Genomic DNA, 16,145 nt, shown 5'->3' with positions numbered 1-16,145 from the left:
GGCCGGTGCTTTCCGGGGGCCCGGGGAACTCCGTTGCGGCGCACCGGCGCCCCCGGCGAGGATCGGCGCATGCCGATCTTCACCGCACCCGACGGAACCGAGCTCGCCTACCACGTCCGGGGCGAGGGCGACCCCCTCCTCGTCCTGCCCGGTGGGCCCGGGCAGGACTCCGAGTACCTCGCTGACCTGGGCGGACTCACCGCCCACCGCCGTCTGCTCCTCCTCGATCTGCGCGGCACCGGGGACTCCGCGGTCCCGGCGGATCCGGCGACGTACCGCTGCGACCGGCAGGTGGAGGACGTGGAGGCGCTCCGCGTCCGTCTGGGACTGGAGCGGATGGACCTGCTCGCGCACTCGGCGGGAGGCAACCTCGCGATGCTGTACGCCGCGCGGTATCCGCAGCGGGTGGCGCGGCTCGTGCTCGTCACCACCATCCCGTGGGCGCTCGGCAGGCCGGCCACGCCCGAGGACCGGCTGGCGGCGGCGCGCCTGCGCAAGGACGAGCCGTGGTTCCCGGCCGCCTTCCCGGCCTTCGAGGCGTGGCTGACCGGTGAGGACGAGGGCGACGACGACTTCGCGGCCTTCGGCGGCTTCTTCTACGGCCGTTGGGACGACACCGCCCGCGCCCACGCCGCCGGCATGGAGGAGCGGGCCAACCACGACGCGGAGGAGCGCTTCCACGGTCCGGGCGCCTACGACCCGCCCGCTCTGCGGACCGCGCTCGCGCAGGTCACCGCCCCGGTCCTGGTCCTCGCCGGCGAGGTCGACGGCGGCCCGCGCCCCGAACTGGCCCGCGCCGTCGCCGATGCCTTCCCGCACGCGGAGTTCGCCGTGCAGCCCGGCGCCGGCCACTATCCGTGGCTGGACGACCCGGAGTGGTTCGTCCGCCGCACCACCGCGTTCCTCGACGGGGCTTCTCTGCCGTCGGCGGGGTAGCCGCCATTCCCGCGCCGGTCCGGCGTGACCCTCCTATACTGAAATCTCCTCCACCCGTGAGTGGCCGGACGAGCCGCGGAGTGGCCATGCCGGATCGAGCAAAACTCCCCATCGTCTATGTGCGGGGATTCGCGGGCGACACCTCGGGAATCAACCGCGTGGTCCAGGATCCTTTCTACGGATTCAACGAGGGATCGACGCATGTGCGCGTCGGGCCGGACAACGAGCCCGCCTTCCACCAGTTCGAGAGTCCCCTGCTCCGGCTGCACCTGGACGAGGGCTACCAGATCCTCGTCCAGGGAGGCCAGGAGGCGTACCTCGACACCCATGAGCGGATTCCGCCCGACAGCATGTGGATTCACCGCTTCTACGACGTCTCCGCGAGCACATGGAGCACGAAAGCGCGGGAATTCCGGGTCGAGGACGCGGCCACTGATCTTCTCCGTCTCATCAGAAGACTCAAGGAGAAAAGCGGCGCACCACAAGTCCATCTCGTGGCGCATTCCATGGGTGGACTGGTATGCCGCTGTCTCATCCAGAAAATCCTCCCCGACCTCGGCGAGAACCCGGCCGACCACGTCGCCAAACTCTTCACGTACGGCACCCCGCACGGCGGCATCACCTTCGACCTCGGATTCGGCGTCCTGGAGCGGCTGCGCGACGCCATCGGCATCAACGGCGCCGACATCTTCGGCCCGGAGCGCATGTACGAGTACCTCACCCCCGTCGCCGAGCAGCGCGAGGACGGACCGCCGGCCTCCTGGAACGCGCGTGAGATGCCCGTGGGGGAGGGCGCCTTCCCATTGCACCGGGTGTTCTGCCTGGTCGGGACCAACCCCGCCGACTACGACGTCGCCCACGGCCTCTCCGCTGCCGCCGTCGGCGTGCGCAGCGACGGGCTGGTGCAGATCGACAACGCCCGTGTGCCGGGAGCCCACCAGGCATTCGTCCACCGCAGCCACAGCGGCCGCTACGGCCTCGTCAACTCCGAGGAGGGCTACCAGAACCTGCGGCGCTTCCTCTTCGGCGACCTGAAGGTGCAGGCCGAACTCGTGGACCACCGACTGCCGGTCGGCGACGGGGACACCACCTGGCAGGCCGAGGTGAAACTCTCCGTGCGCGGGCTGCCCATCGTGATGCACGAACGGCTCGCCAAGCACTGGTGCCCGGTCCAGCTGCCGAAGCCGGACGGCGGCGGCGCCGCACCCGTGCCGCTGGCGACGGCCTTCCTGCGTGGCAGTGCGCCACGGCCCGAGGACACCGCCACCCTGCGTCACGTCCTGCACGTGCGACTGCTGTCCCTCCGGCAGAGGGACGGGATCCTCCGGTTCGACGACCACCTCGAACAGACCGCCGACTTCGCCGACATCCTCGTCGTCGACGTGGGCACCCGCGACTCGGGCAGCCCCGGCGTCTGGGCGGCCTGGAACTCGCGGATCGCCGGCGCCCTCCGCGCCCACGAACCCACCGGGGACCCGCTGGGCGACGAGGACCCGCGCACCGGCGTCTGGGTGGCCCACGTCCCCTTCCCCGACTCGGCCCGCCCCCTCCTCGGCGACCGGGCCAGGATCCGGCTCACCGTCACGCCCTGGGAGTGACACCCAGCGGTCACCGGTCTGCCGCCACCGCCACCTCCCGCGCCCACCGGTAGTCCGCCTTCCCGCTCGGCGACCGGCGGATGGCCTCGGTGATCACCAACTGGCGGGGGATCTTGTAGCCGGCGAGCCGGGTACGGCAGTGGGACTGGATGTCCTCCAGGGAGGGCCTCGGCGCGCCCGTGCGCACCTGGACCACCGCCGCCACATGGTTGCCCCACGTCGGGTCCGGAACCCCGGCCACCAGCGCGTCGTACACATCCGGATGCGACTTCAGCGCCTGTTCGACCTCCTCGGGGTACACCTTCTCGCCCCCGGTGTTGATGCACTGCGAGCCGCGGCCGAGGACGATGACGACGCCGCCGTCGTCGACCGTGGCCATGTCGCCGAGCAGCACCCAGCGCTCGCCGTCCCTCTCGAAGAACGTCTCGGCCGATTTCACCGGGTCGTTGTAGTAGCCGAGCGGGACGTGCCCGCGCTGGGCGACCCGGCCCACCTCGCCCGCCGCGACCGGCTCGTGGGTCACCGGATCCACCACCTGGGTGCGCGCGTTGACGCGGACGCGGAAGCCGCGCTCGGGTCCGGCGTCGTCCGTCGCCGTGCCGTTGAAGCCGGACTCGGAGGAGCCGAAGTTGTTCAGCAGCATCGCGTTCGGCAGCAGGGCCTGGAACTGCCGCCGGACCGTGTCCGACATGATCGCCCCGGAGGAGGAGACACTGAAGACGGACGAGCAGTCCGTGCCCTTCATCGGGCCTTCCAGCGCGTCGATCAGTGGCCGCAGCATCGCGTCGCCCACCAGGGCGATGCTGGTGACTTTCTCCTTCTCGACGGTCCGCAGTACCTCCTCGGGCACGAACTTGCGGTGGATGACGACCCGTTGGCCGAAGTGGAAACCGATGAACGCCGTCAGGGTGGAGGTGCCGTGCATCAGCGGGGGAGTGGGGAAGAAGGTGATCCCCGACCCGCCGGCCGCCACCCGCTCCGCGAGCTCCTCCGGCTTCTTCACCGGCTCCCCGGTGGGCGCCCCGCCGCCCAGCCCGGCGAAGAACAGGTCCTCCTGACGCCACATCACACCCTTGGGCAGCCCCGTCGTACCGCCGGTGTAGATGATGAACTGGTCGTCGCCCGAGCGCGCCGGGAAGCCGCGCTCCGGTGAGCCGCTCGCCTCCGCGTCCGTGAAGGAGACGGCCGTGACCCCCTCCGCCTCGGCCCCCACCCGGATCAGATGCCGCAGCGCCGGCGCCTGCGGAAGCGCGCCCGCCACCCGGTCCGTGAACTCCGCGTCGAAGACCAGCGCGACCAGGTCCGCGTCCCGGTAGAGGTAGACCAACTCCTCTTCCACATACCGGTAGTTGACGTTGACAGGCACGATCCGCGCCTTGAGGCAGCCCAGCACCGTCTGGAGGTACTCGATGCCGTTGTACAGATGGAGCCCGAGGTGTTCACCGGGCCGGACACCGCTGTCGAGGAGGTGGTGACCGATGCGGTTGGCCGCCGCGTCCAGCTCCGCGTACGTCAGCCGGCGCTCCGCACCCGTACCCGGATGGTCCACGTACACCAGTGCCTCGCGGTCCGGCACCACGTCGACGACCGACTCGAACAGGTCGGCAAGGTTGTACTCCACCGCTCCTCCTGACCTGGCTCCCTGACGGTTCGCCGGTCATCAGAGCAAAGGGCGCTCCAAGTGTGAAGGGTTCGCGCGAAGAAATCTGACTACCTGTCAGAAAACCCTTGAAGTGCCTCCCCGCCTCCTGCAACCTGTTCTCGTTCTGGACGCGGCAGGCAGACGGGAGACGGCCATGGGCGGTACGGAACACCTCACCGTGCAGCGCGAAGGCGCCACACTCGTACTCACGCTCAACAGGCCCGAGGCGAAGAACGCGCTCTCGCTCGCCATGCTCGTCGGCCTCCACGACGGCTGGGTGGAGGCCGACGAGGACGACTCGATCCGCTCGATCGTGTTCACCGGAGCCGGCGGCACGTTCTGCGCCGGCATGGACCTCAAGGCCCTCGCCGGGAAGAGCATGGAGGGCGAGCACTACCGCGACCGCCTCAAGGCCGACCCCGACCTGCACTGGAAGGCGATGCTGCGCCACCACCGCCCCCGCAAACCCGTGATCGCCGCCGTCGAGGGGCACTGCGTCGCGGGCGGCACCGAGATGCTCCAGGGCACCGACATCCGCGTCGCCGGCGAGTCCGCCACCTTCGGCCTCTTCGAGGTCAGACGCGGCCTCTTCCCGATCGGCGGCTCCACGGTCCGACTGCAACGCCAGATCCCGCGCACCCACGCCCTGGAGATGCTGCTCACCGGGCGGCCGTACAGCGCCCGCGAGGCCGCCGACATCGGCCTGATCGGACATGTCGTCCCGGACGGCGCCGCACTGGAGAAGGCCCTGGAGATCGCCGAACGGATCAACGCCTGCGGCCCGCTCGCCGTCGAGGCCGTCAAGGCGTCGGTCTACGAGACCGCCGAGATGACCGAGACCGAAGGACTCGCCGCCGAACTCACCCGGGGCTGGCCGGTCTTCGACACCGCCGACGCCAAGGAAGGCGCCCGCGCCTTCGCCGAGAAGCGGCCGCCCGTCTACAAGCGCGCGTGACGCTCCGCCGGGTGAGCGGTTGGCAGACGTCGTTCGCGAGACCGCGGGCCGCCGTGGGCCGGTCGCTCCCCCACTCTCGACTCCGCTCGAGCGGGAGGGACCCCCATCGCGGCGGAGCCGCAGGTGTCACGGCCCCACGCCCCTGCGGGGCGCATCCACAGCACGCCGACTTCCCAAGGAGGCAGCCCCCGATGCCCGAAGTCCTCAAAGCCCCCCTCGTCGTCGAGTTCCCCTTCACCCGCTCCCTCGGCCCCGTGCAGAGCGCCTTCCTCACCGGGCTGCGCGAACGTGTCGTCCTCGGGGTGCGCACCACCGACGGCCGCACCCTCGTCCCACCCGTCGAGTACGACCCCGTCACCGCCGAGGAGCTGCGCGACCTGGTCGAGGTCGCCCCCACCGGCACGGTCACCACCTGGGCCTGGAACCCCGAGCCACGCCGCGGCCAGCCCCTCACCACCCCCTTCGCCTGGGCCCTGGTCCGCCTCGACGGCGCCGACACCGCCCTCCTCCACGCCCTCGACGCCCCCGGACCCGACGCCGTCCACACCGGACTGCGCGTCCGCGTCCGCTGGGCCGCGGAGCGCACCGGCGCCATCACCGACATCGCCTGCTTCGAGCCGTACGACGGCGAACCGGGCCAAGTGAGCGGCCACGACGGCGAGTTCGCGGAGCCCGTGGGCGGCATCGTCGCCGCCGCCCGCCTCGACTACACCTACTCGCCCGGCCGCGCCCAGACCGCCTACATCAACGCCCTCGCCGAGCGCAGGACCGTCGGCGAGCGCTGTCCGTCCTGCCGCAAGGTGTACGTGCCACCCCGGGGCGCCTGCCCCACCTGCGGTGTCGCCACCGCCGAACAGGTGGAGGTCGGTCCGCACGGCACCGTCACCACGTTCTGCATCGTCAACATCAAGGCGAAGAACCTCGACATCGAGGTGCCGTACGTCTACGCCCACATCGCCCTCGACGGGGCGGACCTGGCGCTGCACGGCCGCATCGGCGGCATCCCGTACGACCAGGTGCGGATGGGACTGCGGGTGGAGCCCGTGTGGAGCGAGGACGGTCGCTACCCGGACCACTACCGGCCGACCGGCGAACCCGACGCGGACTACGAGACGTACAAGGAGCTCCTGTGACCCGAGAGATCGCCGTCGTGGCCTTCGCCCAGTCGGACACCCTGCGCACCACCGAGGAAGTCTCCGAGGTGGAGATGCTCATGCCGGTCCTGCACGAGGTCCTCGACCGGACGGGCCTCAAGACCGCCGACATCGACTTCACCTGCTCCGGCTCCAGCGACTACCTCGCAGGCCGCGCCTTCTCCTTCACCCTCGCCCTCGACGGCGTCGGCGCCTGGCCGCCGATCTCCGAGTCCCACGTCGAGATGGACGGCGCCTGGGCACTGTACGAGGCGTGGACCAAGCTGCTGACCGGCGACGCCGACACCGCGCTGGTCTACTCGTACGGCAAGTCCTCGCCCGGTTCCCTGCGGGACGTGCTGACCCGTCAGCTCGACCCGTACTACGTCGCCCCCCTGTGGCCCGACTCCGTCGCCCTGGCCGCGCTCCAGGCCCAGGCGCTGATCGACGCGGGCGACACCGACGAGCCCGCCCTCGCCGCGATCGGCATGCGCAGCCGCCGCGCCGCTACCCTCAACACGCACGCTCAGCGGCGAGGTTCGGTCCCCCCGGGGGACTACGTCGTACGCCCCCTGCGCACCGGCGACTGCCCTCCCGTCGGCGACGGCGCCGCCGCGGTGATCCTCGCGGCCGGGGAGCGGGCCCGTGACCTGTGCTCCCGCCCCGCCTGGATCCGGGGCATCGACCACCGCGTCGAGGCCCACTCGCTCGGCGTGCGCGACCTGACCGACTCGCCCTCCACCCGCCTCGCCGCCGAGCACGCCGGGGCCTTCGAACGGCCCCTCGACACCGCGGAGTTGCACGCCCCGTTCACCTCCCAGGAGGTCGTGCTGCGCAAGGTGCTGCGGCTCGACGACAGCGTGCGGGTGAACCTCTCCGGCGGCGCCCTCGCCGCCAACCCGATGATGGCCGCCGGACTCGTCCGCATCGGAGAGGCCGCCGCGCGCGTCCACCGGGGCGAGTCCGACCGCGCCCTCGCCCACGCCACCTCCGGCCCGTGTCTGCAACAGAATCTGGTCGCCGTACTCGAAGGGGATCCGCGATGAGCAAGGAACCCGTGGCCGTCGTCGGGATCGGCCAGACCAAGCACGTCGCCGCCCGGCGGGACGTCTCGATCGCCGGACTCGTGCGCGAGGCCGCCCGACGCGCCCTCGACGACGCCGAGTTGACCTGGGCCGACATCGACGCCGTCGTCATCGGCAAGGCGCCCGACTTCTTCGAGGGCGTCATGATGCCGGAGCTGTACCTCGCCGACGCCCTCGGCGCGGTCGGCAAGCCCATGCTGCGGGTGCACACGGCGGGCTCGGTCGGCGGCTCCACCGCCCTGGTCGCCGCGAACCTGGTCGCCGCCCGCGTCCACGGCACCGTACTGACCCTGGCCTTCGAGAAGCAGTCCGAGTCCAACGCCATGTGGGGACTCTCCCTGCCGATCCCCTTCCAGCAGCCCCTGCTGGCCGGCGCCGGCGGCTTCTTCGCGCCACACGTGCGCGCGTACATGCGGCGCAGCGGCGCGCCCGACACCATCGGCTCGCTCGTCGCGTACAAGGATCGCCGCAACGCCCTCAAGAACCCCTACGCCCATCTCCACGAGCACGACATCACCCTGGAGAAGGTCCAGGCCTCGCCCATGCTCTGGGACCCGATCCGCTACTCCGAGACCTGCCCCTCCTCCGACGGCGCCTGCGCCATGATCCTCACCGACCGCGCGGGGGCGGCCCGTTCCCCCCGCCCGCCCGCCTGGATGCTCGGCGGCGCGATGCGCAGCGAACCGACGTTGTTCGCCGGCAAGGACGCCGTGTCCCCGCAGGCCGGCAAGGACTGCGCGGCCGACGTGTACCGGCAGGCGGGGATCTCCGACCCGCGCCGGGACATCGACGCCGTCGAGATGTACGTGCCGTTCTCCTGGTACGAGCCCATGTGGCTGGAAAACCTCGGCTTCGCCGCCGAGGGCGAGGGCTGGAAGCTCACCGAGGCCGGGGCGACCGAGCTGGACGGCGACCTGCCCGTCAACATGTCGGGCGGGGTGCTCTCGACCAACCCCATCGGCGCCTCCGGCATGATCCGCTTCGCGGAGGCGGCGCTCCAGGTGCGCGGTCAGGCCGGGGAACACCAGGTGGACGGAGCCGGGAAGGTTCTCGGCCACGCCTACGGCGGCGGCTCGCAGTTCTTCTCCATGTGGCTCGTGGGAGCGCGTCCGCCCGAGTCCTGAAAGGTCCCCCTCATGTGCTCTGTCCGCGTCCGGGACCGATCGCTAGGCTGGCCGCGGACGACGAACCGGGAGGAGCACGGACGTGGCCGAGACCACCATCCAGCAGCAGCCGCTCACGGGCTGGGACAAGCCCGAGCTGGACCTCAGCAACGCCGAGTGGCAGTCCAGCAGCAGGGGCCTGGGGGATGTCCAGATCGCCTTCGTCGAGGGATTCATCGCGATGCGCAACAGCGGCAGCCCCGAGAGCCCTTCCCTGATCTTCACGCCGGCCGAGTGGGGCGCGTTCGTGTCGGGCGCGCGGGAAGGGGAGTTCGACCTGACCTGACGCCCGGTCAGTCACCACGGCGTCGGCCCTGGCGGGCCGAACCGGCGGTGTTCCCCCTGATTTTCCGGACACGCGACGTCTGGGACCCGGCCGGGGCCGCGGCCTGAGCCAGGCTGGCCCCAGCAGGACGAAGGTCGTATCCCGGAGGTGAGGACCATGAGCACCCTGCCGGTCGTCGCGGCGGTCGACGGTTCCGAGGACAGCTGGCGGGCCCTCGACTGGGCCCTCGACGCCGCCCGCCGACGCGGGGCGCCGCTGCGCGTGGCGCACGTACGCCAGTACACCGCCTGGACGCAGCCCGGCGCCCCCGTCGTCGTAGCCCCGCCCCCGGACGAGGACCCGGTGCTCGCCGACGCCCGTGCCCGGCTGGCGGGGAGCGCGGACCGCACGGACCTGCAGTACCTGGGCCTGGACGGGGCGCCGGAGGCCCTGCTGCCCGAGCTGGGAGCCGAGGCCGAACTGCTCGTCCTCGGCTCGCGCGGCCGGGGCGGCTTCCGCAGCCTGCTGCTCGGCTCCAACGGCCTGACCGCCGCGCGCGACGCCGAGTGCCCGGTCGTGGTCGTCCCCCGGCCGGGCCGTGAGGTCGACGGGCCGCCGCAGCCCGAGCCCGGGCCCCGGGTGGTCGTGGGTCTCAAGGTGGACGGCCCCGACGACGCCGCCCTCGACTTCGCCTTCACCGAGGCGGCCCTGCGCGACGCCCGCCTCCAAGTGGTCGCCGCCTACCCCTGGCCCCTCCCCACCTGGGCCGCCCCCGGCGAGCTGCTCCCGTCGGCCGCCGACCAGGAGGTCGTCGAGCACGAGACGCGCACCCTCGCCGAGGGCTTCCTCACCCCGCACCGGGAGCGCCACCCCGGCGTCCGCGCCGAGCCGTACCCGGTCCCCGGCGACGCGGCCGGCCCCCTCGTCGCGGCCTCGAAGGACGCCGACCTGATCGTCGTCGGGCGCCACCGCCGCCGTCTGCTGGCCCCCGCCCGCATGCTGGGCTCCGTCACCCACGCCGTCCTGCTGCACGCGGCGTGCCCGGTGGCGGTGGTGCCGCCGGCGCCGGGAGAGGAGTGAGGCGGCCTGTCGACTGGGCCACCCTCGGCGTGACGGACACCTGGCGCGCCCGGTCGTGGCGCCGAGGCCGGCAGAGGGCCGGGCGTTCGGCGGGCCGGTCGGCGCGGGCCCTCCTCGTCGGCGCACCGCAGCGACACGCGTCGGCCGAGGCCCCGCGCAGTGCACGCCTGTTAATGGATCCCGGCAGTCCTATCATTAGCCGTATGCAGGCCTCGACCGCCCCCGCCGACACCCGCCTCGCCCTCGACCTGGCGCTGACCATCCGGCACGACGGCAACGGCGGGGTCGCCGACGACCTGGCCGACCCCATCGGCCTCACCGCCTGGGTCCGGGCCCACGCCGACGCCCTCCCGGACACCGCCGGACACGTCGCCGACGACACCGCGCTCACCGCCGTCCGCGACCTGCGGGCCGCCGTGCGCGCCCTCTTCGCGCACGCCGTGCGCCCCGGCGCCCCCAGCCCCGCGGACGCCGCCCGCCTGCTGCCCGTACCCGAGGCCCTGCGGCGCCTCAACGCGGCCGCCGCCCGCACCCCCACCGTCCCGGTCCTGCGCTGGCCCGAGGACACCGGCCCCGTCCTTCACCGCCGGCCCGTACCGGACGACGCCGACCTCACCGCCACTCTCGCCCAGGCCGCGATCTCCTTCCTGGCGGGCCCCGACCGGCACCGCCTGCGCGCCTGCCACGCCCCCCGCTGCGTCCGCTACTTCCTCAAGGACCACCCCCGCCAGGAGTGGTGCAAGCCGTCCTGCGGCAACCGCGCCCGAGTGGCCCGCCACCACGAACGCCACAAGCAGGCCTCGTAGGGGCCCCGACCGGCGCCCCACCGGGTCTTCCACGTCCACCGTCCCGCGGACGGCTCGGGTCTGCTGGAGGAGACGCGCAACGCCCGCCTGACCTGGGAGACGGAAGGGGAGGACGCCGACTTCGACGCCGATCCGGCCGCCGTCCTGGCTGGGGCGTCACCACGGGCGCCGACCTGTACTGCCGGCTGACCACCGACGAGGACCCCGACCGCCGGCCGGTGCTCATCCGGGGGCGGCACACCAGCCCCGCCTTCCAGCTGCACCCGTTCGGCATGGCCGAGTTCCTCCGCAGGCTGCTCGCCGAACCCGGTTTCCAGGAGGAGACGATCAGCGTCGAACTGCCGGCGCCGGCCTCCTTCGCGGCGGCCCGGCCGCACCCCTGACGAGAGCCGCGGCAGCACCGGAAACAGGCGGCCGCCCGGCCGACACCGGTGGTCCCGGTGCACGTACCATGGCGGCATGTCGTTCCTCCGCCGCCGCAGCGCCACGCCCGCCGGGCCCGACTTCGACGTACTGGCCATGGACCCGGGTGACTGGCCCGGCAATCTCGGCGCCGGGCTGCTGCCCGCGCCCGACGGCAGCTGCCAGGGCGTCTTCCTGCGCTACGACCTCTTCGGCGGCCGCGGCCCCGCGATGATCATCGGCAACCTCCCCGAGGGCTCCCCGGCCCGCGAGGTCGCCGAGGGCGAGATCCCCTTCGAGGTGGCCCAGCTGCTGCTCGCGCTGGAGAACGACGAGGAGGTGACCGTCGTCGGCACCGAGGACATGCCGGTGATGCAGGGCGACAACCTCCTGATCGTGCGCCGCCTCAAGCTCTCCGAAAGCCGCATCTCCTGCGTGCAGTTCGACCGCAGTGACAACGTCCTGGTGACCATCGCCGCCTGGGACCGCCCCATCACCGACGACCTGTACGCCCTGCTGAAGCCGCTCCCGGCGGAGCTTTTCCAGCAGGGCTGACCGGTCTACGAGGACGCCAGGCGCACGTCCGCGGCCCGGACGAACGCCACCCGGTGCCCGTACTGGATCTGGTAGTACAGGTCCTTGCCCACCACGACCCGGTGCGTGCCGGTGGCGAACGTGACCGCGTAGTAGTACTCGCCCGGCACCGTGTCACCGACCACGTACTTCTGGCCCTTCGGCAACCGGTACGGCAGCGGGGAGACCGCCTGGGCCGGGACTCCCGCCGGATAGGCCGACGCCTCCGGGTAGGCCCGCCCGTAGACCGGGACGCTGTCCACCCCGTCCTTCGGGGTGACCACCAGCCCGGACGCGGGCACGGCCGCCGGCTGCTTCGCGGGGTTCTTGAACCACGCCTTCTGCCCGAGGTACCAGATCGCCGTCCAGTCGCCCCACCGGTCGGCGACCGCGTACTGCTGGCCGGTGGAGACCCGCGAGGAGATGTCGTTCACGCCCGTGGTCGGGGTCGTGCCCAGGCCGATGTCCTTGATCAGGGCGGACGTCTCGTCGTGGTCGGAGTACAGCCGCACCTCGCTGGAGCCGTGCGCCGCGCACGGCTCGCCCTTGGCGACACAGCCCGTGTACTCCGGCCGGTTGGCCGGGTACTGAGGCCGGATCGTCACCAGGCCGCCGCCGCCCCTGGGGGCCGTGGCGGTGAAGGGACGGCCCAGCAGCTCGAAGTAGTGCGCCCAGTCCCAGTACGGGCCGGGGTCGGTGTGCATGCCCGGGACGGTCGCCGTGGTCGGGCCCGGCACATTGTCGTGGCCCAGGATGTGCTGCCGGTCCAGCGGGACGCCGTACTTCGCGGCCAGGTACGTCACCAGCCGCGCCGACGACCGGTACATCGCCTCCGTGTACCAGGAGTCGGGGAAGGCGAGGAAGCCCTCGTGCTCCAGACCGATCGACTTGGCGTTGACGTACCAGTTGCCCGCGTGCCAGGCCACGTCCTTGGCCTTCACATGCTGGGCGACATGGCCGTCGGTGGAGCGCAGCGAGTAGTTCCACGACACGTAGGTCGGATCCTGCACCAGGTTGATGACGCCTTCCCAGCCGCCCTCGGTGTCATGGATGACGATGTACTTGATCGACTGGGACGCCGGCCGGTCGGCCAGGTCGTGGTTGCCGTAGTCGTTGTCGCCGAACTGCTCGTACGGCGCCGGGATCCACTCACAGGAGACGGTCCGCGGGCACTCGGTGCCCGCGGCGGAGGCCGCTCGCAGACCCGTGCGCCGCAGCCGGTGGGTGTCGGGCACCAGGTCCGGCTGCGCCGTCAGGGCCACCAGTTCTCCCGCGTCCGTGGTGCGCTTCGCGCCGGTGTGGATCACGTCGTACACGTCGTTGGCGTAGGCGGCGGCCGTCGCGCTGTCCTCGGCACCCGAGAAGGCCGCCACCGCGCCGTACCAGTCCGCCGGGTCGGCGCTCAGCGGCTCACCCAGATCGCGCTGGGCGAAGGCGAGCAGGGCGGCGCCCCCGGCCACGTTCGCCGCCGGGTCCGAGCGCAGTTCCTCGGTGCTCAGACCCGTCAGTTCCGCCGCCTTCGGAAGCGTCCGCAGACGCGCCGGGAACTCGGCGTCCTCCGGGAGCTCCGCCTCCGGGTGCAGGGGCGCACGGGCGTCGTCGCCGCGCGGGTCCTCCGTGCCCTCGCCGTGATGCAGGGCCGTGGCGAGGGCCACGCGGGTGTCGGTGAGGTGCATCGGGCCGTAGCCGCCGGTCACGCTCGGCGCTCCGGCGTGCGCGTCCCACCGGGACTGGAGGTAGGAGACGGCCAGCAGCACGCTCTGCGGCACCTGGTACTCGGCGGCCGCGTCTTCGAACGCCTGCTGGAGCCCGGTCGCGGGGGCGCCGGTCGCGCCCGTGGCGGGGGCCGCGCCGAGCAGGGGCAGCAGCAGAGCCGCCGACGCCATGGCGCCGACGGCTCTTCGGGTGCGTGCGGTACCGGGGAGAGGTCTGGGGTGGGTGACGGATCCTCGCAAGGCAGCCTCCTGGGACGAGCGAGCGGGGCGGGGCGTGCGGGGCCGAACGTGGGTCAGTCGTATCGGCTTGCCGACTATCCGTCAATCATGCCTACGAACGGGGGACTTCCCATGTCAACAGGGGTCCGGCGAGTTTCGTGGCGGCGGCGTACAGGCGTGGTGGGCACCGGTGGAGTACACCGATGGGCGAGTACGTCCGGGTGGCGCACACGCGAAGGTCCGCGGTGCGCCGCCGCTCTGGCGCACCGCGGACCTTCGTCCCCTCAGCGAGTGCCGACCGCTGCCCGCACGGCCCGCCGAGCCATCTGGCAGTCGTCGTGCAGCCGCCGCAGCAGCAGCCGCTGCTCCTCGCCGGACGGCGCGGCACCGGGGTGGGCCGCCCCCGGAGCCGTCGGGGTCGTGTCGTGCATCGAACGCTGCACGGCCGTCTCGTAGGTGCGGATCTCCCGGGTCAGGACCAGCATCAGGTTCACCAGGAACGCGTCCCGGGAGGCCGGGCCCGCCGACTGGGCGATCTGGCTGATCTGACGGCGTGCCGCCGGCGCGTGAGCCAGCACCGACCACAGCGTCGCCAGGTCGTAGCCGGGCAGGTACCACCCCGCGTGCTCCCAGTCCACCAGCACTGGACCGGCCGGTGACACCAGGATGTTCGACAGGAGGGCGTCGCCGTGGCAGAACTGGCCCATGCCCTGACGGCCCGCGGTCGCCGCGATGCCGTGCAGCAGCTTCTGCAGGTCGCCCAGATCCCGGTCGGTGAGCAGACCCAGCTCGTGGTAGCGGGAGATCCGCGCCGCGTACTCCAGCGGCGCGTCGAAGGTGCCCGCCGGCGGCCGCCAGGAGTTGAGCCGGCAGATCGCGCCGAGCGCCGCCCTGATGTCCGCGCGCGGGGGCGCTTCCGCCGGATGCCGTTGCAGTGCCGCCACTCGTCCCGGCATCCGTTCGACGACGAGCGTGCAGTTGTCCGGGTCCGCCGCGATCAGTCTCGGCACCCGCACCGGGGGGCGGTGCCGGACGAACGTGCGGTATGCGGCTATCTCGTGGCGGATCCGCTCGGTCCACACGGGCGAGTGGTCCAGTAAACACTTCGCGACGGCCGTGCTGCGTCCCGTCGTACCGACCAGGAGCACGGAGCGTCCGCTGCGCCGCAGCACCTGCACCGGGGCGAACTCCGGGCAGATCCGGTGCACCGACGCGATCGCCGTGCGCAGCTGGGCGCCCTGAGGGCCGGACAGGTCGAGCCTCCCGCTGAGGGGTTGCGTGCCGGGGAGCCCCGCGGGACGCCGGCCGCGGCCCGCACCGAGCCCGGGGGACGCCGACCGCGTGGGATCGAGGTAGGGGCCGCCGCCGCCCGGGCGGGTGTGCAGCGACCGGGGCGGGGCGGACACGGAGGACGATGCTGCGTACATGGGCGGACAGATCCCTTCGTGTGCCTGCGACGTCGATGCGCTGCCCGGCCCGGCCTCCCGGGTGCACCCTGGGGAATGTCCCTCGGCGACCGGGTCGGGGTGGCGCGTTCCTACCTGACACCGGACGCCCACTGGCACACCATCTGGCGAGGCATGGCGAACCCTGGCGAATAGTCGCCCGGCAACCCTCACCGGGCTACTGTCAACTCAGCCGAGAACCTGGGGGCTTACGTGAGCGGACAACCCAACACCCGGCTCGCGGACCTGTTCGGCCTGGCCGGCTGGTCCAAGGGCGAACTCGCGAGGCAGGTCAACCGGCAGGCGGCGGCCATGGGCCACCCGCAGCTGGCGACGGACACCTCCCGGGTGCGGCGGTGGATCGACACGGGAGAGATCCCGCGCGATCCGGTGCCGCGGGTGCTGGCGGCTCTGTTCACCGAGCGACTCGGCCGTGTCGTGACCATCGAGGACCTCGGTCTGGTGCGGCACGGGCGTACGGGGAAACGGCAGGGCGGCGGGAGTGCGGAACATCCCGACGGCGTGCCGTGGGCGCCCGAACGGACCGCCGCGGTCCTCACCGAATTCACGGGAATGGACCTCATGCTCAACCGACGCGGCTTGGTGGGCGCGGGTGCCGCGCTCACCGCGGGATCAGCACTCAGCAGCGCCATGTACGACTGGCTGCACACCGACCCCACCCTCTCCGCCGACGCTCCCGTCATCGACCATCCCCTCCTGCACGCCGACACCGCCGGGTTCGACCGCTACGAGGCCGCCCCCATCGGGACGGAGGAGGTCGACGAACTGGAGCGCTCGGTGGAGGTGTTCCGAGCCTGGGACGCCGCCCGCGGAGGCGGGCTCCAGCGCAAGGCCGTGGTGGGCCAGCTCAACGAGGTGGGCGGCATGCTCGCCTACCGTCATCCACCCCACCTCCAGCGACGCCTGTGGGGCGTCGCCGCCAACCTCGCCGTCCTCGCGGGCTGGATGTCGCACGACGTCGGCCTGGAGCCCACGGCCCAGAAGTACTTCGTCATCGCCGCCCATGCCGCGAGGGAGGGCGGCGACCGGCCGCGGGGGGGGGGGGGGGGGGGGCGGGGGGGGCGCCCGCGGGGGGGGCGCCGCCCGCCCCGCGCCCCCCCCCCCCCC

The 16,145-nt window shown here is 72.6% G+C and carries 15 protein-coding genes; 12 read left to right on the top strand and 3 right to left on the bottom strand.

Translation table 11 applies throughout. The features are described from left to right. The first annotated feature begins 69 nt into the window (after positions 1 to 69). Positions 70 to 936: an alpha/beta fold hydrolase gene (locus tag ACPT94_RS37455; RefSeq protein ID WP_425247867.1), complete on the top strand. Its 867-nt coding sequence runs from the start codon at positions 70 to 72 to the stop codon at positions 934 to 936. Between the two features lie 86 nt (positions 937 to 1,022). Beyond that, positions 1,023 to 2,534 (top strand): esterase/lipase family protein, encoded by a 1,512-nt coding sequence (locus ACPT94_RS37450; RefSeq protein WP_425247866.1) that lies wholly within the window; start codon positions 1,023 to 1,025, stop codon positions 2,532 to 2,534. A 10-nt stretch (positions 2,535 to 2,544) separates the two neighbouring features. Here the strand turns inward: ACPT94_RS37450 and ACPT94_RS37445 are convergent, their stop codons facing one another. Next, positions 2,545 to 4,155: an acyl-CoA synthetase gene (locus tag ACPT94_RS37445; protein ID WP_425247865.1), complete on the bottom strand. Its 1,611-nt coding sequence runs from the start codon at positions 4,153 to 4,155 to the stop codon at positions 2,545 to 2,547. Between the two features lie 175 nt (positions 4,156 to 4,330). On the opposite strand from ACPT94_RS37445, the gene ACPT94_RS37440 reads away from it, so the two are divergent. The 9 genes from ACPT94_RS37440 to ACPT94_RS37400 all read left to right on the top strand — a co-directional run bounded on the left by ACPT94_RS37440 (position 4,331) and on the right by ACPT94_RS37400 (position 11,620). After that, positions 4,331 to 5,131: a crotonase/enoyl-CoA hydratase family protein gene (locus ACPT94_RS37440; RefSeq protein ID WP_360339424.1), complete on the top strand. Its 801-nt coding sequence runs from the start codon at positions 4,331 to 4,333 to the stop codon at positions 5,129 to 5,131. A 191-nt stretch (positions 5,132 to 5,322) separates the two neighbouring features. After that, positions 5,323 to 6,264, top strand: coding sequence for a Zn-ribbon domain-containing OB-fold protein (locus ACPT94_RS37435; protein WP_425247864.1), 942 nt, complete (start codon positions 5,323 to 5,325; stop codon positions 6,262 to 6,264). Then, complete coding sequence (locus ACPT94_RS37430) at positions 6,261 to 7,310, top strand: thiolase domain-containing protein (RefSeq protein ID WP_360339418.1); 1,050 nt, start codon at positions 6,261 to 6,263, stop codon at positions 7,308 to 7,310. The genes ACPT94_RS37435 and ACPT94_RS37430 overlap by 4 nt, the downstream gene beginning before the upstream one ends. Then, positions 7,307 to 8,473, top strand: coding sequence for a thiolase domain-containing protein (locus ACPT94_RS37425; RefSeq protein WP_425247863.1), 1,167 nt, complete (start codon positions 7,307 to 7,309; stop codon positions 8,471 to 8,473). Before ACPT94_RS37430 ends, ACPT94_RS37425 begins: the two co-directional genes overlap by 4 nt. 82 nt (positions 8,474 to 8,555) lie before the next feature. Further along, positions 8,556 to 8,798 (top strand): DUF397 domain-containing protein, encoded by a 243-nt coding sequence (locus ACPT94_RS37420; protein WP_360339412.1) that lies wholly within the window; start codon positions 8,556 to 8,558, stop codon positions 8,796 to 8,798. A gap of 156 nt (positions 8,799 to 8,954) precedes the next feature. Next, a complete protein-coding gene (locus tag ACPT94_RS37415; protein WP_360339409.1) occupies positions 8,955 to 9,857 on the top strand; it encodes a universal stress protein in 903 nt (300 codons plus the stop codon). A 203-nt stretch (positions 9,858 to 10,060) separates the two neighbouring features. Continuing rightward, the gene (locus ACPT94_RS37410) at positions 10,061 to 10,663 is read left to right on the top strand and encodes a CGNR zinc finger domain-containing protein (RefSeq protein ID WP_425247862.1); all 603 of its coding nucleotides are present in this window, start codon (positions 10,061 to 10,063) and stop codon (positions 10,661 to 10,663) included. A gap of 218 nt (positions 10,664 to 10,881) precedes the next feature. Next, on the top strand, positions 10,882 to 11,046 hold the full coding sequence (locus ACPT94_RS37405) for a hypothetical protein (protein ID WP_360339403.1): 165 nt from the start codon (positions 10,882 to 10,884) through the stop codon (positions 11,044 to 11,046). 76 nt (positions 11,047 to 11,122) lie between these two features. Continuing rightward, complete coding sequence (locus ACPT94_RS37400) at positions 11,123 to 11,620, top strand: hypothetical protein (RefSeq protein WP_360339400.1); 498 nt, start codon at positions 11,123 to 11,125, stop codon at positions 11,618 to 11,620. 5 nt (positions 11,621 to 11,625) lie between these two features. On the opposite strand, the gene ACPT94_RS37395 is transcribed toward ACPT94_RS37400, so the two are convergent. Both ACPT94_RS37395 and ACPT94_RS37390 read right to left on the bottom strand, forming a co-directional pair. After that, on the bottom strand, positions 11,626 to 13,593 hold the full coding sequence (locus ACPT94_RS37395; RefSeq protein WP_425247861.1) for an N-acetylmuramoyl-L-alanine amidase: 1,968 nt from the start codon (positions 13,591 to 13,593) through the stop codon (positions 11,626 to 11,628). Positions 13,594 to 13,856: 263 nt separating this feature from the next. Further along, entirely contained in the window at positions 13,857 to 14,999 is a 1,143-nt protein-coding gene (locus ACPT94_RS37390; protein WP_360339394.1) for an aminoglycoside phosphotransferase family protein, read from the bottom strand. A gap of 231 nt (positions 15,000 to 15,230) precedes the next feature. On the opposite strand from ACPT94_RS37390, the gene ACPT94_RS37385 reads away from it, so the two are divergent. Then, the coding region (locus ACPT94_RS37385; protein ID WP_489686604.1) for an NsdA family TPR-like regulatory protein at positions 15,231 to 16,145 on the top strand (915 nt) is incomplete at its 3' end.

Origin of the sequence: Streptomyces aurantiaciflavus, from assembly GCF_049808595.1 — a bacterium.
In the GTDB taxonomy this organism is placed as follows: Bacteria; Actinomycetota; Actinomycetes; order Streptomycetales; family Streptomycetaceae; genus Streptomyces.
Note: the sequence above shows the minus strand (reverse complement) of the source record. Positions and strands in the feature narration are given on the sequence as shown.